The organism is Salmonella enterica subsp. enterica serovar Typhimurium str. LT2 (genome assembly GCF_000006945.2).
Lineage (GTDB): Bacteria > Pseudomonadota > Gammaproteobacteria > Enterobacterales > Enterobacteriaceae > Salmonella > Salmonella enterica.
Genome location: NC_003197.2, coordinates 713,496 through 737,946, shown reverse-complemented (window position 1 = coordinate 737,946; position 24,451 = coordinate 713,496). Strand labels below are relative to the sequence as shown.

Annotated in this window: 22 protein-coding genes and 20 other annotated features; of the genes, 14 read left to right on the top strand and 8 right to left on the bottom strand. The window is 52.8% G+C overall.

What is annotated here, in order from left to right; genetic code table 11:
• Positions 1-68: 68 nt before the first annotated feature.
• Positions 69-74, top strand: a ribosome-binding site (putative RBS for STM0672; RegulonDB:STMS1H000992).
• Positions 69-647 (top strand): putative inner membrane protein gene (locus tag STM0672; RefSeq protein NP_459664.1). Within the gene, positions 72-647 belong to an annotated coding region; the region does not span the whole gene. It overlaps the preceding feature by 6 nt.
• 66 nt (positions 648-713) lie before the next feature.
• Here STM0672 and ubiF read toward each other — a convergent pair.
• Positions 714-1,903, bottom strand: a protein-coding gene (ubiF, locus tag STM0671) for a putative monooxygenase (RefSeq protein NP_459663.1). Within the gene, positions 714-1,889 belong to an annotated coding region; the region does not span the whole gene.
• Positions 1,898-1,903, bottom strand: a ribosome-binding site (putative RBS for ubiF; RegulonDB:STMS1H000991). Its footprint overlaps the gene before it by 6 nt.
• A 129-nt stretch (positions 1,904-2,032) precedes the next feature.
• Here ubiF and miaB point away from each other — a divergent pair.
• The 12 genes from miaB (at position 2,033) to hscC (ending at position 15,411) form a co-directional block, all read left to right on the top strand.
• Positions 2,033-3,457, top strand: coding sequence for a methylthiolation of isopentenylated A37 derivatives in rRNA (gene miaB / locus STM0670; protein ID NP_459662.1), 1,425 nt, complete (start codon positions 2,033-2,035; stop codon positions 3,455-3,457).
• A 158-nt stretch (positions 3,458-3,615) separates the two neighbouring features.
• Positions 3,616-3,621 (top strand) — a ribosome-binding site (putative RBS for phoL; RegulonDB:STMS1H000990).
• Positions 3,616-4,708 (top strand): putative phosphate starvation-inducible protein, ATP-binding gene (gene phoL / locus STM0669; protein NP_459661.3). Within the gene, positions 3,623-4,708 belong to an annotated coding region; the region does not span the whole gene. It overlaps the preceding feature by 6 nt.
• Positions 4,688-4,693: a ribosome-binding site (putative RBS for ybeY; RegulonDB:STMS1H000989), on the top strand. It overlaps the preceding gene by 6 nt.
• Positions 4,688-5,178 (top strand): putative metal-dependent hydrolase gene (ybeY, locus tag STM0668; RefSeq protein NP_459660.1). Within the gene, positions 4,705-5,178 belong to an annotated coding region; the region does not span the whole gene. The genes phoL and ybeY overlap by 21 nt, the downstream gene beginning before the upstream one ends.
• 139 nt (positions 5,179-5,317) lie before the next feature.
• Positions 5,318-5,323 (top strand) — a ribosome-binding site (putative RBS for ybeX; RegulonDB:STMS1H000988).
• Positions 5,318-6,214 (top strand): putative CBS domain-containing protein gene (gene ybeX, locus STM0667; protein ID NP_459659.1). Within the gene, positions 5,336-6,214 belong to an annotated coding region; the region does not span the whole gene. Its footprint overlaps the feature before it by 6 nt.
• 8 nt (positions 6,215-6,222) lie before the next feature.
• Positions 6,223-6,228, top strand: a ribosome-binding site (putative RBS for lnt; RegulonDB:STMS1H000987).
• Positions 6,223-7,772, top strand: a protein-coding gene (gene lnt, locus STM0666) for an apolipoprotein N-acyltransferase (protein ID NP_459658.1). Within the gene, positions 6,234-7,772 belong to an annotated coding region; the region does not span the whole gene. (Overlaps the previous feature by 6 nt.)
• A gap of 327 nt (positions 7,773-8,099) precedes the next feature.
• Positions 8,100-8,105 (top strand) — a ribosome-binding site (putative RBS for gltI; RegulonDB:STMS1H000986).
• Positions 8,100-9,035 (top strand): glutamate/aspartate transporter gene (gene gltI / locus STM0665; RefSeq protein NP_459657.1). Within the gene, positions 8,109-9,035 belong to an annotated coding region; the region does not span the whole gene. It overlaps the preceding feature by 6 nt.
• Before the next feature lie 146 nt (positions 9,036-9,181).
• Positions 9,182-9,187: a ribosome-binding site (putative RBS for gltJ; RegulonDB:STMS1H000985), on the top strand.
• The gene (gene gltJ / locus STM0664) for a glutamate/aspartate transporter (protein ID NP_459656.1) occupies positions 9,182-9,935 on the top strand. Within the gene, positions 9,195-9,935 belong to an annotated coding region; the region does not span the whole gene. (Overlaps the previous feature by 6 nt.)
• Positions 9,921-9,926: a ribosome-binding site (putative RBS for gltK; RegulonDB:STMS1H000984), on the top strand. Its footprint overlaps the gene before it by 6 nt.
• Positions 9,921-10,609 (top strand): glutamate/aspartate transporter gene (gltK, locus tag STM0663; RefSeq protein ID NP_459655.1). Within the gene, positions 9,935-10,609 belong to an annotated coding region; the region does not span the whole gene. Before gltJ ends, gltK begins: the two co-directional genes overlap by 15 nt.
• Positions 10,597-10,602, top strand: a ribosome-binding site (putative RBS for gltL; RegulonDB:STMS1H000983). Its footprint overlaps the gene before it by 6 nt.
• Positions 10,597-11,334, top strand: a protein-coding gene (gene gltL, locus STM0662; RefSeq protein ID NP_459654.1) for a glutamate/aspartate transporter. Within the gene, positions 10,609-11,334 belong to an annotated coding region; the region does not span the whole gene. Before gltK ends, gltL begins: the two co-directional genes overlap by 13 nt.
• A 105-nt stretch (positions 11,335-11,439) precedes the next feature.
• Positions 11,440-11,445, top strand: a ribosome-binding site (putative RBS for ybeK; RegulonDB:STMS1H000982).
• The gene (gene ybeK, locus STM0661; protein NP_459653.1) for a putative purine nucleoside hydrolase occupies positions 11,440-12,386 on the top strand. Within the gene, positions 11,451-12,386 belong to an annotated coding region; the region does not span the whole gene. It overlaps the preceding feature by 6 nt.
• A 25-nt stretch (positions 12,387-12,411) precedes the next feature.
• Positions 12,412-12,417 (top strand) — a ribosome-binding site (putative RBS for STM0660; RegulonDB:STMS1H000981).
• Positions 12,412-13,656 (top strand): putative cytoplasmic protein gene (locus STM0660; protein ID NP_459652.1). Within the gene, positions 12,418-13,656 belong to an annotated coding region; the region does not span the whole gene. (Overlaps the previous feature by 6 nt.)
• Before the next feature lie 75 nt (positions 13,657-13,731).
• Entirely contained in the window at positions 13,732-15,411 is a 1,680-nt protein-coding gene (gene hscC, locus STM0659; RefSeq protein ID NP_459651.1) for a putative heatshock protein, homolog of hsp70 in Hsc66 subfamily, read from the top strand.
• Between the two features lie 21 nt (positions 15,412-15,432).
• On the opposite strand, the gene ybeV is transcribed toward hscC, so the two are convergent.
• The 4 genes from ybeV to ybeR all read right to left on the bottom strand — a co-directional run bounded on the left by ybeV (position 15,433) and on the right by ybeR (position 19,759).
• Positions 15,433-16,921 (bottom strand): putative molecular chaperone, DnaJ family gene (gene ybeV, locus STM0658; RefSeq protein NP_459650.1). Within the gene, positions 15,433-16,905 belong to an annotated coding region; the region does not span the whole gene.
• Positions 16,902-17,611 (bottom strand): putative cytoplasmic protein gene (gene ybeU, locus STM0657; protein NP_459649.1). Within the gene, positions 16,902-17,597 belong to an annotated coding region; the region does not span the whole gene. Before ybeU ends, ybeV begins: the two co-directional genes overlap by 20 nt.
• Positions 16,916-16,921, bottom strand: a ribosome-binding site (putative RBS for ybeV; RegulonDB:STMS1H000980). Its footprint overlaps the gene before it by 6 nt.
• Positions 17,606-17,611 (bottom strand) — a ribosome-binding site (putative RBS for ybeU; RegulonDB:STMS1H000979). It lies within the gene ybeU.
• Positions 17,609-19,050, bottom strand: a protein-coding gene (gene ybeS, locus STM0656; RefSeq protein NP_459648.1) for a putative molecular chaperone, DnaJ family. Within the gene, positions 17,609-19,042 belong to an annotated coding region; the region does not span the whole gene. The genes ybeU and ybeS overlap by 3 nt, the downstream gene beginning before the upstream one ends.
• Positions 19,039-19,759, bottom strand: a protein-coding gene (ybeR, locus tag STM0655) for a putative cytoplasmic protein (protein NP_459647.1). Within the gene, positions 19,039-19,746 belong to an annotated coding region; the region does not span the whole gene. The genes ybeS and ybeR overlap by 12 nt, the downstream gene beginning before the upstream one ends.
• Positions 19,045-19,050 (bottom strand) — a ribosome-binding site (putative RBS for ybeS; RegulonDB:STMS1H000978). Its footprint overlaps the gene before it by 6 nt.
• Positions 19,754-19,759, bottom strand: a ribosome-binding site (putative RBS for ybeR; RegulonDB:STMS1H000977). (Lies within the gene ybeR.)
• Positions 19,760-19,850: 91 nt before the next feature.
• Positions 19,851-19,856 (top strand) — a ribosome-binding site (putative RBS for ybeQ; RegulonDB:STMS1H000976).
• On the opposite strand from ybeR, the gene ybeQ reads away from it, so the two are divergent.
• The gene (gene ybeQ, locus STM0654) for a putative TPR repeat protein (RefSeq protein ID NP_459646.1) occupies positions 19,851-20,866 on the top strand. Within the gene, positions 19,871-20,866 belong to an annotated coding region; the region does not span the whole gene. It overlaps the preceding feature by 6 nt.
• Positions 20,867-20,904: 38 nt before the next feature.
• Here ybeQ and ybeL read toward each other — a convergent pair.
• The 3 genes from ybeL to STM0651 all read right to left on the bottom strand — a co-directional run bounded on the left by ybeL (position 20,905) and on the right by STM0651 (position 24,425).
• Positions 20,905-21,389 (bottom strand): putative cytoplasmic protein gene (gene ybeL, locus STM0653; protein ID NP_459645.1). Within the gene, positions 20,905-21,378 belong to an annotated coding region; the region does not span the whole gene.
• Positions 21,384-21,389, bottom strand: a ribosome-binding site (putative RBS for ybeL; RegulonDB:STMS1H000975). It overlaps the preceding gene by 6 nt.
• Positions 21,390-21,470: 81 nt before the next feature.
• Positions 21,471-23,406 (bottom strand): putative sigma-54 dependent transcriptional regulator gene (locus STM0652; RefSeq protein ID NP_459644.1). Within the gene, positions 21,471-23,399 belong to an annotated coding region; the region does not span the whole gene.
• Positions 23,401-23,406: a ribosome-binding site (putative RBS for STM0652; RegulonDB:STMS1H000974), on the bottom strand. Its footprint overlaps the gene before it by 6 nt.
• A 60-nt stretch (positions 23,407-23,466) precedes the next feature.
• The gene (locus STM0651) for a putative permease (protein NP_459643.1) occupies positions 23,467-24,425 on the bottom strand. Within the gene, positions 23,467-24,420 belong to an annotated coding region; the region does not span the whole gene.
• Positions 24,420-24,425 (bottom strand) — a ribosome-binding site (putative RBS for STM0651; RegulonDB:STMS1H000973). Its footprint overlaps the gene before it by 6 nt.
• Positions 24,426-24,451: the final 26 nt, after the last annotated feature.

The window sequence follows — 24,451 nt, the reverse complement described above, 5'->3', positions numbered from 1 at the left end:
TCCCCCTTAATGCCCTGCTATCAGTAAAACGCTATGATAAAGCCTTACAGGGATCGTTCGGTAACCTCACAATGAATTACCAGTTTTGTTGGTATCTCTTTTTGCGGCCATTAACATTTTTTATGGTCGTCTTGCTCTGCGCTTTCACCTTCATTGATATCACGGCCAGCGCCGCCTGGTTGATTATTTTGGGTCTGGTTTACCCCGTGGCAGTGTCAATGAGGCTACATATACTGCACCAGAAAAAGGCCGTCATGTTGCGCCAGAATAGTGCGGAATGGATAGTGTATCTGCCAGGGATCCCTGTGCAAGAAAAACAAAGCGCGCTGATTAATGTCGCGTTTTCCTCGAAAACGGCGCTGCGTGGATTCTATATTCGCGCCCTGTCCAGCAAAGTCATTCTTCACATCATCACTTTTTATATTCTGTGGTTTGATGTCCAACATGCAACACTGACGTGGTATCGGATTATCGCCGCATTAATCACCCTGGCGATTCTTGTAAAATCAATGAGTTCCACATTACTGATGCTACATAAAGTAGTACGTTGCCAATACAACGTATGCACAATTGAAATGGCATCACCTTGGTATGAAATTGATTTTAAAGGGAAATTAGGTTTATGTGCTTTATTTGCAGTAAAGTAAGATGTCAATACGCTTACCCGACCTGCAATTGAGCGTTTTTACAAACCGGGTAAGGCATTCAACGGGTTACAACCCCAACGCATACTTAAGCGCCTGACGTTTTAGCACGCCTGCGCGCTGCGCCGCCATCAGCCCCATATTGCGTAAAATACGCAGCGGCGGCAGTTCATTGCTGAACCCGGCATAAAACAGATCCATTCCACTTTGCATCATAAAATTATCTGCCATGCGCCGCGTCTGATAGCGTTTCAACACCGAATGGCTGGCCCAGGACTCGCCATAGCTACGGGCACTCGCCAGCACATCAATCAACGCATCAACATCCCGATACCCCAGGTTGACGCCCTGCCCGGCCAGCGGATGAATGGTATGCGCCGCGTCGCCTACCAGCGCCAGCCCCGGTTGCGCATACTGCAACGCGTGACGACGGGTTAGCGGAAACGCGCCCGCCGCGACAGGCATCACCGCCCCCAGACGCGCCGGAAAGTGCTGGTTAATTTCCACCTGCAATTGCGTCATCGATAAACCCTGCAACTGGCGAATACGTGCCGGAGCGTCATACCACACCAGCGACGCCCAATCATCGAACAGCGGCAAAAAGGCGCGCGGCCCCGTTGGCGTAAACTGCTGCCAGGTGCTGTCGCCTGGCGCATTTTCACACTTGACGGTGATAAGCATACACGACTGCGCATATTGCCAGGCATGAATGCCAATTCCCGCCATTTGCCGAACCTGCGAATTCGCGCCGTCGGCGCCAATCACTAACTTCGGCGTGATACATTCGCCGTCGGCCAGTTCCAGCGCATAACCATCGTGGCGGCGTTGCAATGCCGCCAGTGAAGCCGGAACGCGCAGCGTCACGCCGGGGTGCGCTTCCAGCGCCTGCCATAGCGCCTGTTGCAGGACGTTGTTCTCTACCATATAGCCTAACAGCGGCAGCTTGAGTTCAGCGGCGTCGAACACCACATGGGCGTTTTCCCACTCCCAGGTCTCCAGTCGCCGATAAGGATGGCTACGCATCCCCTGCACCGCCTCCCAAACGCCCAGTCCCTTGAGCAGCGCCACGGATGCCGCGCTAATGGCCGAAATCCGCACGTCAGGCTGGCTGTCCGCCACAAACGGCGCAGGCGCGGCATGTTCTATTACCATCACCGTAAACCCTTGCTGCGCCAGACCCAGCGCCAGCGCGCCGCCGACCATTCCCCCGCCGACAATGGCAATTTCCGTTGGTTGATTTGTCATGGTCATTCATCCTGTTACGTTTTAGACAAGTTTACAGGATTTTTTACCCATTAGGGCTGACGTCAGTCATACTGGTCACAACCGCGCCAAAGCATTACACTATGCGCCCTGCTTTTCAGCCACTATTTCGCAAGAGCAAGTCGATGACTAAAAAACTCCATATTAAAACCTGGGGCTGTCAGATGAACGAGTACGATTCATCGAAGATGGCCGATCTGCTGGACGCCACCCACGGCTATCAACTGACCGACGTGGCGGAAGAGGCGGATGTGCTGCTGTTGAATACCTGCTCAATCCGCGAGAAGGCTCAGGAAAAAGTCTTCCATCAATTAGGTCGCTGGAGACTGTTAAAAGAGAAAAATCCCGATCTGATTATCGGCGTCGGCGGCTGCGTGGCTTCCCAGGAAGGCGAGCACATTCGTCAACGCGCCCATTACGTCGACATTATTTTTGGCCCGCAAACCTTACACCGCCTACCGGAGATGATTAACTCCGTGCGTGGCGACCGCAGCCCGGTGGTCGATATCAGCTTCCCGGAAATCGAGAAGTTCGACCGTTTGCCGGAACCGCGCGCAGAAGGCCCGACCGCTTTCGTTTCTATCATGGAAGGCTGCAATAAATATTGTACTTACTGTGTGGTACCGTATACCCGCGGTGAAGAAGTCAGCCGTCCCTCAGACGATATCCTGTTCGAAATCGCCCAGTTAGCGGCGCAGGGCGTGCGTGAGGTCAACCTGCTGGGCCAGAACGTTAACGCCTGGCGCGGAGAAAACTACGACGGCACCACCGGTACCTTTGCCGATCTGCTGCGTCTGGTTGCCGCCATCGACGGCATTGACCGTATTCGCTTTACCACCAGCCATCCGATTGAGTTCACCGACGATATTATCGAGGTATACCGCGATACGCCGGAACTGGTCAGTTTCCTGCATCTGCCGGTACAGAGCGGTTCCGATCGCGTGTTGAATCTGATGGGGCGCACCCACACTGCGCTGGAATATAAAGCAATCATCCGTAAACTGCGCGCGGCGCGGCCGGACATTCAGATAAGCTCTGACTTTATCGTCGGATTCCCTGGCGAAACTACCGATGATTTCGAAAAAACCATGAAGCTTATCGCTGACGTCAACTTTGATATGAGCTACAGCTTTATCTTCTCTGCGCGTCCGGGAACGCCGGCTGCCGATATGGTTGATGACGTGCCGGAAGAAGAGAAGAAGCAGCGTCTGTATATTCTGCAAGAGCGTATCAATCAGCAGGCGATGGCATGGAGCCGCCGTATGCTCGGCACGACACAGCGCATTCTGGTGGAAGGCACGTCGCGTAAAAACATTATGGAACTGTCTGGCCGTACCGAAAACAATCGGGTGGTGAACTTTGAAGGCACGCCGGAGATGATTGGTAAGTTTGTCGATGTGGAAATTACTGACGTCTATCCGAACTCCCTGCGCGGAAAAGTGGTGCGTACCGAAGATGAAATGGGGCTGCGCGTCGCCGAAACGCCGGAGTCCGTCATTGCCCGTACCCGTAAAGAAAATGAGCTGGGCGTAGGATTCTACCAGCCTTAACCCTGCTGAAAAGGCAATAATGCCCGATGGCGCTACGCCTGTCGGGCTTCCTGGTCATGGCCTGTCGCCCGACGGGCCTTGCAATTTTCTCTCTTCATCCCCATCTTCATTGCAATGCTTGCGCCTTTTCCCTATGGCGTGAATAATTTCCTTAGATGCCGGTAAGTGTTCAGCGTCCGGCGATACAGACACAAGAGGAACAGTTTGAATATAGACACTCGCGAAATTACCCTTGAGCCCGCAGACAACGCCCGTCTGTTGAGCCTTTGCGGGCCGTTTGATGACAATATTAAACAGCTCGAACGTCGTCTCGGTATTGAAATCAACCGCCGTGACAATCACTTTAAACTGACCGGTCGTCCGATTTGCGTGACCGCGGCGACAGATATTTTGCGAAGTCTGTATGTCGATACCGCACCGATGCGCGGCCAGACTCAGGATATCGAACCGGAACAAATTCATCTGGCGATCAAAGAAGCGCGGGTGCTGGAACAGAGCGCGGAAAGCGTGCCTGACTATGGCAAAGCTATTAATATCAAAACCAAGCGCGGCGTGATTAAACCGCGTACCCCGAACCAGGCGCAGTACATCGCCAATATTCTCGATCATGATATTACCTTTGGCGTCGGCCCGGCGGGTACCGGTAAAACGTATCTTGCGGTCGCCGCTGCGGTAGACGCCCTGGAGCGCCAGGAGATTCGCCGTATTCTACTGACCCGTCCGGCGGTGGAAGCGGGCGAAAAACTCGGCTTTCTGCCAGGCGATTTAAGTCAGAAGGTGGACCCGTACCTGCGTCCGCTGTATGACGCGCTGTTCGAAATGCTCGGCTTTGAAAAAGTCGAGAAGCTGATTGAACGCAATGTGATTGAAGTCGCGCCGCTGGCCTATATGCGCGGACGCACATTAAACGACGCCTTTATCATTCTGGATGAAAGCCAGAACACCACTATCGAACAGATGAAGATGTTCCTGACGCGTATCGGCTTTAACTCGAAAGCGGTGATCACCGGCGACGTGACGCAGATTGACCTGCCACGCAACACCAAATCCGGCTTGCGTCATGCCATTGAAGTGCTGGCGGAAGTCGATGAAATCAGTTTCAACTTCTTCCACAGCGAAGACGTGGTGCGCCATCCGGTCGTTGCCCGCATTGTTAACGCCTATGAAGCCTGGGAAGAGGCCGAACAAAAACGCAAAGCGGCGTTGGCGGCAGAGCGTAAGCGTGAAGCCCAGGAGCAGGAACAGAAATGAGCCAGGTGATCCTCGATTTACAGTTGGCCTGTGAAAACCACGCGGGCCTGCCGGATGAAGCTCAGTTTCAACGCTGGCTGGACGGCGTTATTCCGCAGTTTCAGGAAGAGGCGGAAGTCACAATCCGTCTGGTGGATGAGGCCGAAAGCCACGACCTTAATTTGACGTACCGCGGGAAAGATAAACCCACTAATGTTCTCTCCTTCCCGTTTGAAGCGCCCGCCGGCATTGAAATGCCGCTACTGGGCGATCTGATTATTTGCCGTCAGGTCGTGGAGCAGGAAGCGCAAGAACAGAGCAAGCCGCTGGAGGCGCACTGGGCGCACATGGTCGTGCACGGTAGCCTGCATTTGCTGGGTTACGATCATATCGACGATGACGAAGCGGAAGAGATGGAGTCTCTCGAAACGGAGATTATGCTTGCTATGGGCTATGAGGATCCGTACATTGCCGAGAAGATTGCAGAATAGTAGCTTGCCGGATGGCGGCGCTTGCGCCTTATCCGGCCTACATTCATGCCTTTTGTAGGCCTGATAAGCGTAGCGCCATCAGGCAAAACATGCCGTCACAGCTGAGTATACGCATGACGAGCTTTGTATTAACTAACATGAGAACCCATACGACGCCATGAGCGACGACAATTCACACAGTAGTGACACAGTAAACAGTAAAAAGGGATTTTTTTCCCTGCTACTCAGCCAGCTTTTCCACGGTGAACCTAAAAACCGTGATGAGTTGCTGGCGCTGATCCGTGATTCCGGGCAGAACGAGCTTATCGATGAAGATACGCGCGATATGCTCGAAGGCGTAATGGACATCGCCGACCAGCGCGTTCGCGATATTATGATCCCGCGCTCCCAGATGATTACCCTAAAACGCAACCAGACGCTGGACGAATGTCTTGATGTTATCATCGAGTCCGCCCACTCGCGTTTTCCGGTGATCAGCGAAGATAAAGATCACATTGAAGGGATTCTGATGGCCAAAGATTTGCTGCCGTTTATGCGCAGCGATGCCGAAGCCTTCAGCATGGACAAAGTGTTACGCACCGCGGTTGTCGTACCGGAAAGCAAACGGGTTGACCGTATGCTCAAGGAATTCCGCTCCCAGCGCTACCATATGGCCATCGTTATCGATGAGTTTGGCGGCGTTTCCGGCCTTGTGACTATCGAAGACATCCTCGAACTGATTGTCGGTGAAATTGAAGATGAGTATGACGAAGAAGACGATATCGACTTCCGTCAGCTTAGCCGCCATACCTGGACGATTCGCGCGCTGGCGTCGATTGAAGACTTCAATGACGCTTTCGGCACCCACTTCAGCGATGAAGAGGTCGATACCATCGGCGGGCTGGTGATGCAGGCGTTCGGCCATTTACCGGCCCGCGGCGAAACCATTGACATTGATGGTTACCAGTTCAAAGTGGCGATGGCCGATAGTCGTCGTATTATTCAGGTGCATGTCAGGATCCCGGATGACTCGCCCCAGCCAAAACTGGACGAATAACAGCAATAGTGGACTAAAAATGGCATTTGCCTCGTTAATTGAACGCCAGCGTATTCGCCTGCTGCTGGCGTTATTATTCGGCGCCTGCGGAACACTGGCTTTCTCTCCGTATGACGTCTGGCCCGCAGCGATAGTGTCGCTTATCGGGCTGCAGGCCTTAACGTTTAATCGCCGCCCGCTCCAGTCTGCCGCCATCGGCTATTGCTGGGGACTCGGACTTTTCGGTAGCGGGATTAACTGGGTTTATGTCAGTATCGCGCAGTTTGGCGGCATGCCGGGCCCGGTTAACGTTTTTCTGGTGGTGCTGCTTGCAGCTTATCTCTCGCTGTATACCGGACTGTTTGCCGGGATTTTGTCGCGCCTGTGGCCAAAAACCAACTGGCTGCGCGTCGCTATCGCCGCGCCTGCAATATGGCAAATCACCGAATTTTTACGCGGCTGGGTGCTGACCGGCTTCCCCTGGCTGCAATTTGGCTATAGTCAGGTCGATGGCCCGCTAAAAGGCCTGGCGCCGGTAATGGGCGTCGAAGCGATCAACTTCCTGCTGATGATGGTCAGCGGCCTGTTAGCGCTGGCACTGGCGACGCGGAACTGGCGTCCGCTGGCTGTCGCCGTGATTCTGTTTGCTTTGCCCTTTCCGCTACGTTATATCCAGTGGTTTACGCTGGAACCGGCCAAAGCGACCCAGGTATCGCTGGTGCAGGGCGATATCCCGCAGTCGCTGAAGTGGGACGAAAACCAGCTACTGAATACGCTAAAAATTTATCTCAACGAAACTCGCCCAGAGTTAGGCAAATCACAGATTATTATCTGGCCTGAGTCGGCGATTCCGGATCTCGAAATCAATCAGCAGCCCTTCCTTCGTTCGCTGGACGAGATGTTACGCGAAAAAAATAGCACGCTGATCACCGGTATTGTCGATGCGCGTCTCAATAAACAGAATCGATACGACACCTACAATACGATTATTACGTTGGGCAAGGATAATCCATACAGTTATGACTCGCCCAATCGCTACAATAAAAATCACCTTGTGCCCTTTGGCGAGTTCGTTCCGCTGGAGTCTATCCTGCGTCCGCTGGCGCCGTTCTTCGATCTGCCCATGTCCTCCTTTAGCCGCGGCCCTTATATCCAGCCGCAGTTACATGCGCACGACTATAAGCTGACGGCGGCAATCTGCTATGAAATTATTCTTGGCGAACAGGTGCGGGATAACTTCCGCCCGGACACCGACTATCTGCTGACGATTTCTAACGACGCCTGGTTTGGTAAGTCCATTGGCCCGTGGCAACATTTCCAGATGGCGCGGATGCGTTCGCTGGAGCTGGCGCGTCCGTTGCTGCGCAGTACTAATAACGGTATTACGGCGGTGATTGGCCCTCAGGGCGAGATTCAGGCGATGATCCCGCAGTTCACACGCCAGGTACTGACCACCAATGTCACGCCAACCACGGGGTTAACTCCCTATGCCCGTACCGGCAACTGGCCGCTATGGGTACTGACCGCGCTGTTTGCTTTTGGCGCGGTAGTGATGAGTCTGCGACAACGACGGAAATAATCTCTCCCCAGGCCGGATAGCGCTTCATTTATCCGGCCTGAAAATCCTCCTTTTTCCCCCATTCTGGCACGTCTATTGCTTTGTTAAACATGGCAAACCTGTTCTGGCTGCTTGTGCAACCTGGTCGCACCAAAATCGATCATCGGTAGCACCTGAACGGTGCAATGTAGGATTTTTGCCTCTGAACGGTGCGGCGCACTTCGCAAAAATAAACAATATCGCAGCAAAATATTTACAACAAGCCACACTAAATGTTAACAAACACACATAACACTGCACGCGCAAGTTGCAGGCAATAACAACATCACAATAGCTATCAATGCGTCGACGGCGCAGATGATAAAGGAGTTGGATATGCAATTACGTAAGCTAACCACAGCAATGCTGGTCATGGGACTGTCTGCGGGCCTTGCGCACGCAGAAGATGGCGCGCCTGCCGCTGGTAGCACCCTGGACAAGATCGCTAAAAATGGCGTGATCGTCGTCGGGCATCGCGAATCTTCTGTGCCCTTTTCTTATTACGACAACCAGCAGAAAGTGGTCGGCTATTCCCAGGACTACTCCAACGCCATTGTGGAAGCGGTAAAAAAGAAACTTAACAAGCCCGATCTGCAGGTGAAGCTGATCCCGATCACCTCGCAAAACCGTATTCCACTATTGCAAAACGGAACCTTCGATTTTGAATGTGGTTCAACGACTAACAACCTTGAGCGCCAGAAACAGGCCGCCTTCTCCGATACGATTTTCGTCGTCGGGACGCGACTGCTGACTAAAAAAGGCGGCGATATTAAAGATTTCCCGGATCTGAAAGGCAAAGCGGTCGTCGTCACCTCCGGGACGACCTCTGAAATTCTGCTGCATAAGCTTAACGAAGAGCAAAAGATGGGGATGCGTATTATTAGCGCGAAAGACCACGGTGACTCGTTCCGCACCCTGGAAAGCGGTCGCGCCGTCGCCTTTATGATGGATGACGCGCTGCTGGCCGGCGAGCGCGCCAAAGCCAAGAAACCGGATAACTGGGAGATTGTCGGTAAACCGCAGTCCCAGGAAGCCTACGGCTGTATGCTGCGTAAAAACGACCCTGAGTTTAAAAAGCTGATGGACGATACCATCGCCCAGGCGCAAACCTCCGGCGAAGCGGAAAAGTGGTTTGATAAGTGGTTTAAAAATCCGATCCCACCGAAAAACCTGAACATGAATTTCGAGTTGTCTGACGAGATGAAAGCCCTGTTCAAAGCACCGAATGATAAAGCGCTTAACTAACTAAAACTAAATGGGACGGGACTCCTGTCCTCTCGATTGTCGCTCAGCACGGACAGACTATAAGCCTGATGGTCGTTCCCCATCGGGCCTGAAGCCGCAAATCGCCGGGCAACAATCTTCGAGGGTAGCGCTGCTACCCTTTTTTTTCGGAGTAGATGTATGTCAATAGACTGGAACTGGGGTATTTTTTTACAGGAAGCCCCCTTCGGCAATACCACCTATCTCGGCTGGCTATGGAGTGGTTTTCAGGTCACCGTCGCCCTTTCGATTACCGCCTGGATTATCGCTTTCCTGGTAGGATCTATTTTCGGCATTTTACGTACCGTTCCCAACCGTTTCCTCTCCGGACTGGGCACGTTGTACGTAGAACTGTTCCGTAATGTGCCGCTGATCGTGCAATTCTTCACCTGGTACCTGGTGGTGCCTGAACTGTTGCCGGAAGATCTTGGCATGTGGTTTAAGGCGGAACTCGATCCCAATATTCAGTTTTTCCTCTCCTCAATGATCTGTCTGGGACTGTTTACCGCCGCCCGCGTTTGCGAACAGGTGCGCGCCGCGATTCAGTCTCTGCCTCGCGGGCAGAAGAACGCGGCGCTGGCGATGGGGCTAACGCTGCCGCAGGCTTATCGCTATGTCCTGCTGCCGAATGCCTATCGCGTTATCGTACCGCCAATGACGTCAGAGATGATGAACCTGGTGAAAAACTCGGCTATTGCCTCAACCATCGGCCTGGTGGATATGGCGGCGCAGGCAGGCAAACTGTTGGATTACTCGGCGCACGCCTGGGAATCCTTCACCGCCATTACGCTGGCCTATGTGCTGATTAACGCCGTTATCATGCTGGTCATGAGCCTGGTTGAACGCAAAGTCCGCCTGCCGGGCAACGTGGGGAGCAAATAATGTACGAATTTGACTGGAGTTCGATTATCCCCTCACTGCCTTACCTACTGGCCGGGTTGGTCATCACGCTGAAGATCACCGTCACCGCCGTTATCGTGGGGATAGTCTGGGGAACCATTCTGGCCGTCATGCGCCTCTCAAGCTTTGCCCCTATCGCCTGGTTTGCTAAAGCGTATGTTAACGTTTTCCGTTCCATCCCGTTGGTGATGGTCTTGCTGTGGTTCTATCTGATTGTACCCGGCTTTCTGCAAAACGTGCTGGGACTATCGCCGAAAACCGATATCCGCCTGATCTCCGCGATGGTGGCATTCTCCATGTTTGAAGCGGCCTACTATTCCGAGATTATTCGCGCCGGTATTCAAAGTATTTCCCGCGGGCAGTCCAGCGCCGCGCTGGCGCTGGGGATGACCCACTGGCAGTCGATGAAGCTCATTATTCTGCCGCAGGCGTTTCGGGCGATGGTGCCGCTGTTGCTTACGCAGGGCATCGTGCTATTTCAGGACACCTCTTTAGTTTATGTACTCAGCCTGGCGGACTTCTTCCGCACCGCGTCGACTATCGGCGAGCGTGACGGTACTCAGGTCGAAATGATTCTGTTCGCCGGCGCCGTTTATTTTGTTATCAGCCTGAGCGCGTCGTTGCTGGTCAGCTATTTGAAGAAAAGGACTGTTTAATGATTACCCTGAAAAATGTTTCAAAATGGTATGGTCACTTTCAGGTGCTGACCGATTGTTCAACAGAAGTGAAAAAAGGTGAGGTGGTAGTAGTCTGCGGGCCATCGGGTTCCGGTAAATCCACGCTAATTAAGACCGTCAACGGTCTGGAACCAGTGCAAAAAGGCGAAATTACCGTTAACGGCATTATTGTGAACGACAAAAAAACCGATCTGGCGAAACTGCGTTCCCGCGTGGGCATGGTATTCCAGCACTTCGAGCTGTTTCCCCACCTGTCGATCATCGAAAACCTGACGCTGGCGCAGGTGAAAGTGCTGAAACGCGATAAGGCCGCCGCCCGCGATAAAGGCCTGAAGCTGCTGGAGCGCGTTGGCCTGTCTGCACATGCCAACAAGTTCCCGGCGCAGCTTTCCGGCGGTCAGCAACAACGCGTGGCGATCGCCCGCGCGCTATGTATGGACCCCATTGCCATGTTATTCGATGAACCAACTTCAGCGCTCGATCCGGAAATGATCAACGAGGTACTGGACGTAATGGTCGAGCTGGCGAACGAAGGGATGACCATGATGGTGGTGACGCACGAAATGGGCTTTGCCCGTAAAGTGGCTAACCGGGTGATCTTTATGGATGAAGGTAAAATCGTCGAAGATTCGCCAAAAGAGGAGTTCTTCGCTAACCCCAGTTCCGATCGCGCAAAAGACTTCCTTGCGAAAATCCTGCACTAATCTTCCCGGCGCGCACGTCAGAGTGCGCGCTATCTCACGCTTTACTTCTTCGCTTCTCGAAACGTATCCAGCCGGGCGTTAACCTTGTCACAAAGTACCGCTTACAAGGAGCCACAATGGCACTGCCCATTATTATTGATTGCGATCCGGGTCATGATGACGCGATCGCCCTCGTTCTCGCCCTCGCCTCCCCTGAACTGGAAGTGAAAGCGATCACCTCTTCCGCCGGTAACCAGACGCCGGAGAAGACCCTGCGCAACGTGCTGCGGATGCTGACACTGCTCAAACGCCTGGATATTCCGGTGGCGGGCGGCGCGGTGAAACCTCTCATGCGCGAACTGATTATCGCCGATAACGTTCACGGCGAAAGCGGCCTCGACGGCCCGGCGCTGCCCGAGCCGTCATTCGCCCCGCAAAGCGGCACTGCCGTTGAGCTGATGGCAAAAACGCTGCGCGAGAGCGCACAACCGGTCACCATCGTCTCCACTGGCCCACAGACCAACGTGGCGCTGCTGCTGAATAGCCATCCGGAACTGCATACGAAAATCGCCCGCATTGTGATCATGGGCGGCGCGATGGCGCTGGGTAACTGGACGCCCGCTGCGGAATTTAATATTTACGTCGACCCGGAAGCGGCAGAAATTGTCTTCCAGTCAGGCATTCCGGTGGTGATGGCCGGGCTGGACGTCACTCATAAGGCACAGATTCACGCCGCCGATATCGAACGCTTTCGCGCCATCGGTAACCCGATTTCCACCATCGTCGCCGAACTGCTGGACTTCTTTATGGAGTACCACAAAGACGAAAAATGGGGATTTGTCGGCGCACCGCTGCACGACCCGTGCACCATCGCCTGGCTGCTCAAGCCCGAGATTTTCACCACCGTTGAGCGTTGGGTCGGCGTGGAAACCCAGGGGAAATACACCCAGGGGATGACGGTGGTGGATTATTATTTCCTGACGGGGAATAAGCCGAATGCGACGGTGATGGTCGATGTAGACCGCCAGGGATTTGTCGATTTGCTGGCGGAACGGCTGCAATACTACGCATAAAGCGCAAAGTAGAATCCAGGGATGAACAGCGATGTTTTGGCGTAACAATAGACCTGAAATCAGCCTGCTACAGCACGATGTAGCCCATATTACGTTTTCAGTACGTAACGGAAAAGCATTGCTTCGTCCCAGCGTTATCCACGATCCCGACTCTGACGCCGGTATTCATACGCTTTCCTGGCATGGCTCGCCGCTGATTCGTTTTTACACTGAAGCCTGGTGCCCGACCTGCGCAGAATTTGTTTATGCCGGTTTTAGCAATGATGATGAAGGCGCCGCGGAGTTTTTATCCTCACTTGCCGAGTGGAATCAGCCAGGAGTCGGGTTGAACGAAGCATTTACCGCCCTGACGCCGCTGTTTTCACTCTTTGCCGATGGCTATTACCGACTGGAGGAACGCGAACTTTATCCCACAGATGGCAACGGACATTTTTTCTGGGCGGTGGGTAACGAAAAACAACCGAATCCCGCGACCACAGGGCAGTGGATTGCTGACGTGGACTATCACTACCAGTCCGGCGAACCCTGTTTTTTACTGCCAGGCCAGCCCCCATCGCGATTTAACCCACAACGCGCCGGGTATTATCGCGATAAGCCAGAGAGCCACGCGCTGGCCTGGTATATGAATGACAGCTGGCTTTGCGTCCTGCTTGATGGTCACCATAAAGCCACCGCCGCCGCGCTGGAAGGCCGGCCCGTGAAGACCTGGGTCATCAGCCAGCCGGTGGCGATGACATGCTACGAGACGCGACAGCAATGCCTGCGATTTTATGACGGCGAGCGCCTGGAAGAAGCCCAGTTTCAGCGCCGCATCCCCCTGAAAATACAGTACGAAAAACTACCGCCATCCCTTTGGGAGGATTACTTTACTCGCCATGACGAACGTTATACCCGCGTCAACTGGCCGAACGCATTGGCTAACTGCGCAACGCATTATCCCGATCTTGCGGCCTGCGCAGATATTATTGCCGCAGGCGATTTGAGCGAAGCCGGCCTCAACAAAATCATGGCGCAAGGGATCACCGAAGAGGGATTTCCCGCCGTACTGTTACGCGCGCTGTTTTATACCCATTCTCCCTTGTTGATTGATTTTGTCCGTTTTCTGACTCGCGCACCCGGTTATGCTTGCCACTACCCGCTGGCGTTTCGTTTACTGGCCCAGAAACGCACGCCACAGGCCGATGCTTTTTTCCTCGATTTCGCCATCAATGATGACGGCGAGCGCCCGGAGTTGACGAACATTATGGATGAATACTTTCGCCAGGCGTGACATTGATAAAGATCACCACGCCAGAGGGTGGTGTTCTTTATTCTATAAACTCTCTTTCCCGATAAATTAAACGCAATGGATAATGCAACGTTAGCGATTGGTATCGATCTCGGCACCACTAATAGTTTAATCGCCGTCTGGCAAGACGGAGCCGCACAATTAATACCTAATAAATTTGGTGAATATTTAACACCATCCATAATTAGTATGGATGAAAATAAACAAATTCTGGTGGGAAAACCTGCCGCAGCCCGTAAAACATCTCATCCAGATAAAACCGCTGCCTTATTTAAACGCGCAATGGGCAGTAATACTCACTGGCATTTGGGTGAAGAGTCGTTTAATGCGCCGGAATTATCTTCGCTGGTTTTACGCTCGCTGAAAGAAGATGCGGAAGACTACCTTCAGCAGCCAATCAAGGATGTCGTGATCTCGGTTCCGGCTTATTTCAGCGATGAGCAGCGTAAGCATACACGCCTTGCCGCTGAGCTTGCGGGGTTAAACGCCGTGCGCTTGATCAATGAACCCACGGCGGCGGCAATGGCTTATGGCCTGCATACGCAGCAAAATAGCCGTTCGCTGGTTTTCGATCTGGGGGGCGGAACCTTTGATGTGACCGTTCTGGAATACGCTACGCCGATTATCGAAGTTCACGCCTCCGCTGGCGATAACTACCTCGGCGGCGAAGATTTCACGCATTTGTTGCTTGATGAAGTGCTGAAACGCTGGAACCTCGATAAATCAGCGCTGACGGATAGCGATCTGGCTGCGCTGTATGCCTGTGTTGAAGCCGCAAAATGCGCCAGCAGCTCCCCGCTGCGCATGAGCTGGCTTTATCAGGAGAGCGTTCTGGAAAGCACGTTTTATGACGATGAGCTGGAAGCCCTGTGGCTACCGTTGCTCAACCGGCTGCGCACGCCCATTGAGCAGGCGCTGCGCGACTCCCGACTCAAACCGGAGCAAATTGACAGCCTGGTGCTGGTCGGCGGCGCGTCACAGATGCCGCTGGTGCAACGCATCGCGGTGCGCTTATTCGGTAAATTGCCCTATCAAAGTTACGATCCCAGCACCATCGTGGCGCTTGGCGCCGCAACTCAGGCCGCCTGTCGCCTGCGCCATGAAGACGTTGAAGAGGTGATCCTCACGGATATCTGCCCCTACTCGCTGGGCGTGGAAGTCAACCGACAGGGAGTGCCTGGTATTTTCTCGCCCATCATTGAACGCAATACCACCGTTCCGGTGTCAAAAGTGGAAACGTACTCCACCATGCACCCTGAGCAGGACTCTATTTGCGTCAGGGTATACCAGGGCGAAAGCCATAAGGTGAAAAATAATATCCTGATTGATTCTTTTGACGTCATGCTGAAGCCGAACGGGCACATTCAGGCCATTGATATTCGTTTTAGCTACGATATTAATGGTCTGCTGGAAGTTGACGTGCTGCTGGAAGACGGCAAGAGTGAATCCAGAATCATCAGTCACAATGCCACCTCACTGACGACGCAGCAAATCGACGCCAGCCGCGAGCGGCTGCTGGCGCTGAAAATTTATCCCCGCGATATGCTGATTAACCGGACGTTTAAAGCACAGTTAGAGGAGCAGTGGTCACGCGCGTTAGGCGATGAGCGCGAAATGCTGGGGGAGATTATTACCGATTTCGACGCGGCCCTGCTGTCTAATGATATGCAGCGTGTCGATGACGTACGCCGTCGCGCCTGTGAATATCTGGGTATTGACGAGCCGAAAGCGCCGTAACGGCGCTTTCACTACCCCTGTTCAGAAAAAATGGAAGAATCGATTTAACGCGCAGACAATCAACGCGATCAAACCGACAATCTTCATGATTTTCATCACCCCGCCAGATTCCGCCTGACGGGGTGCTTCGGTTTTCGCTTCAGAAGACAATTTTGTCTCTTCTTTCTCAGCCGCCAGCCTGAGCTCTTCCGCCAGCTCCTTTTTGTCACGAATATCGCCTGGCTTCATGGCGATTTTAGATGACAATGCCTGCGTTATCAGCGCCTCCAGCGGACAGGATTGCCCCTCCTCCAGCCGGATCAGCAGGCGAAAAAAGGGCTTTTCTTTGGGAAACGCTTCCAGCACCACCTGCTCCGCCGTCCGGTACAGATCCAACAGCGGCGTTTCGGGTTCCCCCTGGGTACTCAGCCGTGAATTTGCCCACGCCATCGCTTTTCGCTTATAAAACAGGGAGTCAACAAATGAACGCCCCAGCGGTGATAACCTACCGCTGTGCAAAATGTCGGCCCACAGTAAACGCGTGCGCGCGCTTTCACCGGGGACATATTCGGCATCCGCCATACAGCGCGCTTCGACCGCCATCACCGCCAGCGGGAAGAAATCAGGCCGATGCTGGCGGCACCAGCCCAGCAACAGGTCGTCCGCCTGCGTGGAGGGATAACGCTGCCAGAAATCGCAAAGGTCGGCCAACAGGCTTTCCCCTTCACCGCAGAGCAAACGCTGTTTGCACAGGTAATAGTGCGCATCTTCGTTATCCGGCTCCGCGGCCTGCCAGCGACGAGCAATATCGACCAGTTCCGCCATGCCCCACTGCTCGGCGCTAAACCAGTGTAATAGTTTACGATGCAGCTGTTTATCATCGGGAATTATCCAGGCGCCCTGAACCTGTAGAGCGTCGGCAAAATGTTCGGGATAAAAGCGCCAGATATGCTCAAGCTTAAAAAAGTAGGCGTCAGTTTGGTCTTGAACAACAAGAGGCAATTTGGCCAGACTTAGCAGATCAAACGCATCGCCCCGCTTTACGGTCTCCAGAAATGCTTCCAGCTCTTCTCCATCAGCATCATCTTCTGCTTCCTGCGGCTGCCAGTTCAGACGCTGCGCCAACAATGCCAGGCAAGACAGCGAGATCGTTTCCGTTTTCATGGCGATGTCGCACAACTGCCAGCGCAGCTTATCTATCTCATCCATTGAACACTGGTTCAATTGCTGAATAAATTTCTGCCATGCCGAGGGCTGAAAGCGATCGCGCTCTGATGCCAGCAATTCCCTGAACGCCACCAGTATTTCATGTTCGTCGCCCACCTCTTCCATTTTTGCGTCCTCCGCAGGCGAGGCGGCCCAGTGCTGCGCTTCTTCATAGGCCTGGCGCAATCGCTTAAAACCCTGCGGATCGCTCTCAGGGTGGAATGAGGGCAACAGGGCAAGATAAGCCTGACGGATACATTCCAGATCGGTGGTAGGTTCAATGCCCAGGATTTCCCAACAGATATTCATAAATCGCTCACTCCTTTAAGCGTTTCCGGGCATGTCGGTTGTTCGTTGAGCGGACGCCACGGTAGCTGCGCATAATAACTCTCTGTCGTAGAGGCCAGTTCATTAAACATCCGCGCGCCTGAAGCGTCGTACTTTAGGTGAGCGAAATATGCCTGTATGGTGTCCCCTTTAGCCTGCCAGTACAGCCGACCCAACGAATAGGCGGCAAAATATTGCGTCCAACCGTCGTAAAAATAGTACGCCCGCGCATAGATACGCGATTGCAGCCACAGGCTTTCCTCTTCCGTCAGCCATTGATTCAACACCCCCATCCGGCATAAAAACCCCATACGCACATAGTCCCAGGCTTTAATGCCTCCGCGCCCGCAGCATAGTGCGGTTTCGGCAACAAATCGCGCATAAATCTGGCCCTGCTCGCCAAACTGCGCGGTAAATTCGCGCCATTGACGAGGAGATAGCGTAAACCAGCGGATATAAAAGGGAGCCAAATCTGCCGCATGACCATCGTCCGTCATCCGATAGATGGTTTGAATAAGATCTTCACGGTTATCAATCCCCCATGAATCGGAGAGATCGACAGCAGGAATTCCGGTATACATTGCTGGAGAGGTATGCGAAGGCTCATTGCCGATATATAGCACCTCCATCGGCGTGGAGAGCGCAAAAAGTAAATATTGTTCTTCCTTGTCCATATTCGATATCCCTAATGCATAAACTGGCGTAATACATGGCCGACAACGCCAATAAATAAAATGATTTTAATCACCTGCCAGAGGCCAAAGCCGCCGCCAGATTCCTCCGTACTCGGCGAAGTCACCGTCGTCACCGGTTCTTCATCTGCGACTACAGCTTCACACGGTGTGGCGACAGCCGCAGCCCGCCCCAGCAACCCGCGAATAACCAGCGCTTCCAACGGGCAGATATCCGGCGCATCAAGCTTCGTTACCAGACTCTGTAACAATGCCGCTGACGGCTCCTCGGCGCACGCCAGGCTATCCGCCACCTGATACAACAGCCAGTATGGATGCTGGCTATGCGCCTCACTCACCGCTGGCGCGCCATAATTCAAACGCCGCGCAATAAAACTTTCGCTTAGCGGCGATAATGCGCCGCTGTGCAGCGCCTCGGCCCACAGCAAGCAGGAACGAGCGCTTGAGCCGGGAATATACAGCAGCTGTTCAGCGTTAATATCCACCTGCTCACGCCCCTCAACCGCCATCACCAGCAGCGGGAAAAAGTCCGGTCGATGCTGACGGCACCAGCGCAGCAACAGATCGTCAAGCTGGGTAGAAGGATGCGCCCACCACTGCGCGTAAAGTTCTGGCAGCAGGCTATCGCCTTCACCGCAAAATACGCGCTGGGCTAAGTAGTAATAACCCGGCGTTGCGTTATCGGGTTCGGCTTCCTGCCATGCCAGTGCGACAGGCAGCAGCTCCGCAATACCCCAGTGCAAGGTGCTGAACCAGCGTAACAGACGTCGTTGAAAGCGTAGATTGTCCGGGATAATCCACGGGCCGTGCTGGGCCATAAGTTGGGCGAAATAGAGAGGATGCTCGAAAAAGGTGTTGTCCAGGGCATCATAAAAAGCAATGGTCTGGTTTTGTACCGCCACTGGCAAATGCAGCAATAGCGAATAATCAAACAGGTCGCCACGGCGGATTTCAAACAAAAGATCCTCCACCTCCTCGGCATCGACATCTCGATTATCACTCCCCTGTTCCCAGGCCAGGCGATCTGACAGCAGTTTCAGACACGAGTACGAAATAGGAAAGGTCTTCATCGCGATAGCGCACAGCCACCAGCGCGATTTTTCGACCTGTGAAATCGATAATTTATTGATCTGTTGGATAAACTCCTGCCATGCCTGCGGCTGAAAGCGCCGTTCGCCATCCGCCAGCAAATCACCGAATATCTCCCTGAGATAATTCACCCACGGGGTATCGGGATCCTCATCAACCACCGTAATGGCGGGCGATGTTGTCCCCTGCAATGCATTCTCATAGGCTTCTCGCAATTGCTTAAAACCCTGCGGATCGGTTTCCGGATGAAATGACGGCAGCAGCGCCAGATAAGCCTGACGAATGGCGTCGGTATCCGTGGTGGCCTCAATGCCAAGGACTTGCCAACAGGTTTTCATAGATCGCTCACCTCCTGAAGCGTGTCCGGGCATTCAGGGTAATGGGGCAGGTAGCGCCACGGCAGCGTGGCGTAAAAACTGTCCTTCCCGGCGATCAGTTTATTCATCATACGTCGCCCCGCGTCATCAAACTCCTTACGGGCGAATGTCTCGCGTAGCAGCGGTAGGTTATCGCCATTCCGTAACTGCCAGTACAAACGCCCGGTGTAATAAGCGCTGAAGTACGGCAACCAGCCGGAATAATAGCTGAGCGCGCGAAGCTGTATCCGCGACTGCAGCCACAGGCTCTCCTCTTCCGTCAGCCATTCATTGAGCACGCCCATGCGGCAGAGAAATCCCATCCGCACATAATCCCAACTGCGAATACCACCTTCGCCGCAACACACGGCGGTATCAGCGACGAATCGGGCATAAATGCGATCTCCCTCGTCCAGCGCGTCGGTATACTCCTGCCACTCCTGCGGCGCATACCTAAACCAGCGGCGATATAGCCATTCCAGTTGTGTGGCATGACCGTCATCCGTCCTGCGGGAAATGGTCTGAAGCAGTTCATCGCGATTTTCAATACCCCACGACGATTCAAGATCGAAACGTTTTACACCTAAATACATTTTCGGTGACGAATGTGAAGGTAAACAGTCCTCGTTCAATACTTCCATCGGCGAGGAAAGTGCAAAGAGTAAATATTGTGATTCTTTATCCATAATAAATCGCCAAAATATATTCACACCACAAATAAAAACGCAATTGAAAACTAAAATAGAGTACAACAAAGCCAAATCGCAATATATTATTAATCTAAAAAACAATGGCGGGATAAATTAAAAAATGAATCATTCCATAACCAGTCATCCCTGCGACAACGTATCTTTAGCACAATTAACCGAACTGGCGCAGTCAGGAAATAGTGAAGCTCAATATATATTAGGCCGTTTATATAATGACGAACGTATAGATGGCAGCGAAGAGGATAAGCTCTCTTTTTATTGGTTGCAGCAGGCAGCTGAACAAGGACACTGCGAGGCACAATATTGGCTCGGCTTACGATACAAAGACACGCCTACCGACATGAAAGATAATACGCTGGCTTTATTCTGGTCAGAAAAAGCCGCACAGCAAGGACACCGCCACGCTTTCAACACATTAGGCTGGGTTCAGGAAGGAGAAACCGGGATGGCGCCAGATTATGCCCAGGCCGTTGCCTGGTATCGCAAAGGAGCAGAACAGAGCCACAACCTTGCGCAATATAATCTCGGGAGAATGTATCATTCAGGAACTGGCGTAGAGCAAAATGATACACAGGCACTCTACTGGTTTAAACAGGCAGCATTACAAGGCCATTGCGCCAGCCAGGAAAGACTGGCGTATATGTATGGCAATGGGAAAGGATGTCGGAAAAATTTATCCCTTGCCGCCCTTTGGTACAAGAAGAGCGCGCTACAAGAGAGCAGCTACTCGCAATATCAGATGGGCTATTGTTATTACATCGGAAAAGGTATCAAACAAGATTACCAGCAGGCAATATACTGGTTTCGAAAAGCGGCAGACCAGGGTGACGATGATGCCTATAACAGTATCGGCTGGATGTACAAATGCGGTCATGGCGTCGAGCAAAATTATTCGCTAGCACTGGAATGGTTCCACAAATCAGCAGAATGTAACAATTCATCGGGCTGGTACAACCTCGGATGCATGTACAGAGATGGACACGGTACCGCACAAGACCTACAACAAGCGCTCTACTGGTTCAAAAAAGCACAGCCCACGGGCAAATGGAACGTCGATGAAGAGATCCGCAAACTGGAAGCCCAACTGCACGCTTAACATGGCGGACGGCAACCGTCCGCTCACGATAATGAACCTTACGGCTCAAACGGCCTGCGCTGGAACTGATCGTGGCCACACTTCGGGCAGAGCGGCAACACATCCGGCGTGTAAACCGCCAGATGATAGTGGCATTTCTCGCACACCAGATTCCCCAATCCCACCACTTCGCCACTGTGATACACGCCGTGGTGATTCAAATCCTGGAAGACTTCACGCCATTCCAGCTGGGTTTTGTCGGTAATGTCCGCCAATTCCTGCCAGAGACTCTCTTTAATCACCCGTAAGAAGACGCTATCGTCCTGGCTCTCTTCGTAGCTCATGGCGAACTCTTCCAGATCGCGTCTGACAGCGCGCGTCAGTTCGTCCACCTCGGTCCGCGTTAACTCCCCTGTTTGCATCACGCGCTGGCGCGCCTGCTCCACCAGCGCATCAATGTCGCGCTCGCCATTGCGTAAACGCTCGCTTAATGAGGCCACCAGTTCACGGTAATATTGAGCAACCTTGTTCATCACTTCACCTCTTGGATCGTTAACTGCCTATAATAATAGACGTTATTTGCGTTACGCTTTGCAAGGCTGCCCACAGAGTCTGTAAATTCTTGTCAGGCCGACTCGCGTATCCAGCGCGTCAGCGAGGTACGATCGACATTTAACCGTTTCGCCACTAACGATTTATTATCCCTTTCCGCCTCTAATAATTTTCTCAAAATACGCAGGCGAATCGTTTTATAATCGCCAGCCAGCATCTGGCAGTCGTGGCAGGTAGTTGGCTCGCGTCGGCTCCCCTCTTCCAGATCGTCCAGCAAGAGGCGACCCTCATCCAGCGTTGCCGGGGAGTGATCAATAGAGAGTACCAGCCGTTCGATAATATTGCTTAACTGCCTGACGTTTCCGGGCCAGGCGAAGCGCTGAAGCTCTTGCCACAGCGCCGGGGTTAACGTTAGTGCCGGGCGTTTATAATGCTGGCTGAAACTAGTAAGCAGCGACAGGCCGATGGCTTTGATATCCTCCGGACGTTTGCGTAGCGGGATGGTGGTCACTTTTAATACGTTAAGCCGATAGTAAAGATCTTCGCGAAATGTCCCGTCCGCAATGAGCTTCGTTAACGTCTGATTGGTCGCCGCAATCACGCGAATATCAACAGGTATCATCTGGTCTGAGCCCAGCCGCATAATCTGCCGCTCCTGCAATACCCGTAATAAGCGCGTCTGTAGCGGTTTATCCAGCTCGCTAATCTCATCCAGAAAAATGGTACCGTGGTGCGCTAATTCAAACAGGCCTATTTTGCCTTTCGGCGACGCGCCGGTAAATGCGCCGGCGACATAGCCAAAGAGTTCGCTCTCCAGAATCTGAGGGGCCATCGCGCCGCAGTTAATGGCGACAAACGGGCCGTTGACGCGTTGGCTGGCATTATGAATACTTTGCGCCAGCACCTCTTTTCCCGTCCCGCTTTCGCCATTAATTAAGATAGTCGCGTCCGTACCGGCATAATTTTTAATGATCGCCAGACGACGCAGCATTTCCGGGTTTTCGGTAAGCAGATCGTCGAAATGATAGCGGGCGCTCAAGCCGCGGCGAGACAGTTCCTGGCGGCGAACATGATGTTCCGCCCCCTGTAAACTGGAGACGGTTTGCATCGTCAACACTACCCGGCTTAACTGTCTGGCCGCAAATACCGGATACAGATTAACTACCATCGCGCCTTGCGGCGTATCGACGACTTTCGCGCTGACGGTTTTTCCCTCACGTAATGTATGCCGCTCCTGGTGCAATACCTGTTTCAGGAAAGATGCGTCATAAATCTCACCGGAGGCGTTAATTTTAAAAAGTTGGCTCGCATATTTATTGTAATGCAGTAACGCGCCGGTATCATCAAGCGTGATAACAGCTTTATCAAACTGATCGAGAATCAGCTGCAGATGATGACGCTCGAGTAATTGGCTGCGAAAAGCCAGATATAATGAGCGGGCTTCTTCCAGAGCTTCGGTTATTGAGGCGGGGCTGGAATCAAGTAAACGGAATTGCGAGCCCAGCGGTGAAAAATAATCCTGACAAACGGTATCGCCAACAATGCAATCTAATGGCGTGGACGCTAATTGCCGCTTCAGGCAAGAAATCGTTTCTTTATCATTTCCCTGTAAGGTAAAAATTTTATAGTTAATATTTAACTGTTCCGCTACGCGCGCGCATCCTTTGATCACACTGGAAAAGCCGACAATACCGACAGTGCCTTTTTGTCCTTTAAAAGGGATAAGCGCATCAAGAATGTCGTAGCCGGACATTTTAATTTCGACTACCGGTAATTTACTGTGCTTTTTTAATATTTCCGCACATCCGCCACGACTAATCAGTACCTGGTGCCCACGGGACTCTAATAAAGGTAGCTCATCCAGGATACGATTAAGCGTCGTTTGATGAATAGTGACGGCGTAATCCAACTGCGCGACCAGCGCCTCGGCAGCCTTTGCCAGTTGAGGGTAAGGAGAGACAAAACAGAGAGGAGATGCGGCTATATCTTTCGTCTTATTCATCACTCACCATCCTGTTGGTTTATGAACGGGCGAGACCGCCCGTCGTGATTTATTTTCCGCCGAAACGCTAACCGCCTGCGGCGGCTGGGTTCAGTTTACGATCGTAGCGTTTTTTTATCCATACGGTCAGGAAGGGGGCGCACAGAGCGGTAATAATCGTCGAGGCCGCCACCTGCGCCGCCGCCGTCGACGCCAGGTCGGTAAAATGCGGATCGAGCAGCGCGATTGCCGCTGGCGTCGCGACGGCGTTGCCAGAGGTGGTGGAGACCGCCGCGCCTGCCACGCCGCTGCCTCCCGTCAGACGATCGGCGAAAATATTAAAAAATCCGCCAATCGCCACCGTCATGAGTCCCAGTAAAATGCCTGAAGAACCTGCCGTGATAAGTCTTGCGAAATCAATACCGTATCCTAACCCAAAGGCAAAAAAGGGAATCGTTACCACGCTGCCCTGTTTAAGAAACTTGCGCATGTCCTCATCCAGATTACCCAAAATCATGCCAATGATAATGGGAATAATAACCGCCACCAGATTCATAAAGGGTATCGACACCATGCCTGCCGATCCTAACGCCAGCATGGTGAAAAAGGGACCATCGTTCAACGATATTACCGCAATCGCGCCGCCGTCGGTTTCATCGCCGTACTCCCCCACCAACGCGGCATATAACCCACTGTTCGAGTTGGTCATCGCCGAAATAATCGCTAAAGCCGACAGACCTAATAACCCATCCGGGCCGCAAAATTTTCCGACCAGAATGCCAATAATCACGCCGCTGGCAAATTTCGCAAAGGTGATCGCAGCGCCTTTTTTCAGCGCTTTCGGCGCGGCTTTAAACTGGATATCCGCGCCCATACAGACTAAAAACATGCCTAAAATCGCCATTGCGCCATGCGAAATAGAAGTGACAAAACCGCCTATTTCCAGCGCCTCCGGCGCAAAAGTTTTAAACAATGCGCCGATGATTAGCGGTACAACCATCATACCACCAGGAAAACGTTCCAGTGTTTTTTTAATTTTCATAGCTTATTCCCAGGAGATAACCGGACAGCTT

Coding starts and splice junctions, on each gene's coding strand:
- STM0651 (NP_459643.1), bottom strand. CDS start 24,420: ATGAAAATTAAAAAAACACTGGAACGTTTTCCTGGTGGTATGATGGTT.
- ybeR (NP_459647.1), bottom strand. CDS start 19,746: ATGGATAAAGAATCACAATATTTACTCTTTGCACTTTCCTCGCCGATG.
- ybeY (NP_459660.1), top strand. CDS start 4,705: ATGAGCCAGGTGATCCTCGATTTACAGTTGGCCTGTGAAAACCACGCG.
- ybeU (NP_459649.1), bottom strand. CDS start 17,597: ATGGACAAGGAAGAACAATATTTACTTTTTGCGCTCTCCACGCCGATG.
- STM0672 (NP_459664.1), top strand. CDS start 72: ATGAATTACCAGTTTTGTTGGTATCTCTTTTTGCGGCCATTAACATTT.
- STM0660 (NP_459652.1), top strand. CDS start 12,418: ATGTTTTGGCGTAACAATAGACCTGAAATCAGCCTGCTACAGCACGAT.
- ybeS (NP_459648.1), bottom strand. CDS start 19,042: ATGAAAACCTGTTGGCAAGTCCTTGGCATTGAGGCCACCACGGATACC.
- ybeX (NP_459659.1), top strand. CDS start 5,336: ATGAGCGACGACAATTCACACAGTAGTGACACAGTAAACAGTAAAAAG.
- lnt (NP_459658.1), top strand. CDS start 6,234: ATGGCATTTGCCTCGTTAATTGAACGCCAGCGTATTCGCCTGCTGCTG.
- gltK (NP_459655.1), top strand. CDS start 9,935: ATGTACGAATTTGACTGGAGTTCGATTATCCCCTCACTGCCTTACCTA.
- hscC (NP_459651.1), top strand. CDS start 13,732: ATGGATAATGCAACGTTAGCGATTGGTATCGATCTCGGCACCACTAAT.
- gltJ (NP_459656.1), top strand. CDS start 9,195: ATGTCAATAGACTGGAACTGGGGTATTTTTTTACAGGAAGCCCCCTTC.
- STM0652 (NP_459644.1), bottom strand. CDS start 23,399: ATGAATAAGACGAAAGATATAGCCGCATCTCCTCTCTGTTTTGTCTCT.
- ubiF (NP_459663.1), bottom strand. CDS start 1,889: ATGACAAATCAACCAACGGAAATTGCCATTGTCGGCGGGGGAATGGTC.
- gltL (NP_459654.1), top strand. CDS start 10,609: ATGATTACCCTGAAAAATGTTTCAAAATGGTATGGTCACTTTCAGGTG.
- miaB (NP_459662.1), top strand. CDS start 2,033: ATGACTAAAAAACTCCATATTAAAACCTGGGGCTGTCAGATGAACGAG.
- ybeV (NP_459650.1), bottom strand. CDS start 16,905: ATGAATATCTGTTGGGAAATCCTGGGCATTGAACCTACCACCGATCTG.
- ybeL (NP_459645.1), bottom strand. CDS start 21,378: ATGAACAAGGTTGCTCAATATTACCGTGAACTGGTGGCCTCATTAAGC.
- ybeQ (NP_459646.1), top strand. CDS start 19,871: ATGAATCATTCCATAACCAGTCATCCCTGCGACAACGTATCTTTAGCA.
- ybeK (NP_459653.1), top strand. CDS start 11,451: ATGGCACTGCCCATTATTATTGATTGCGATCCGGGTCATGATGACGCG.
- gltI (NP_459657.1), top strand. CDS start 8,109: ATGATAAAGGAGTTGGATATGCAATTACGTAAGCTAACCACAGCAATG.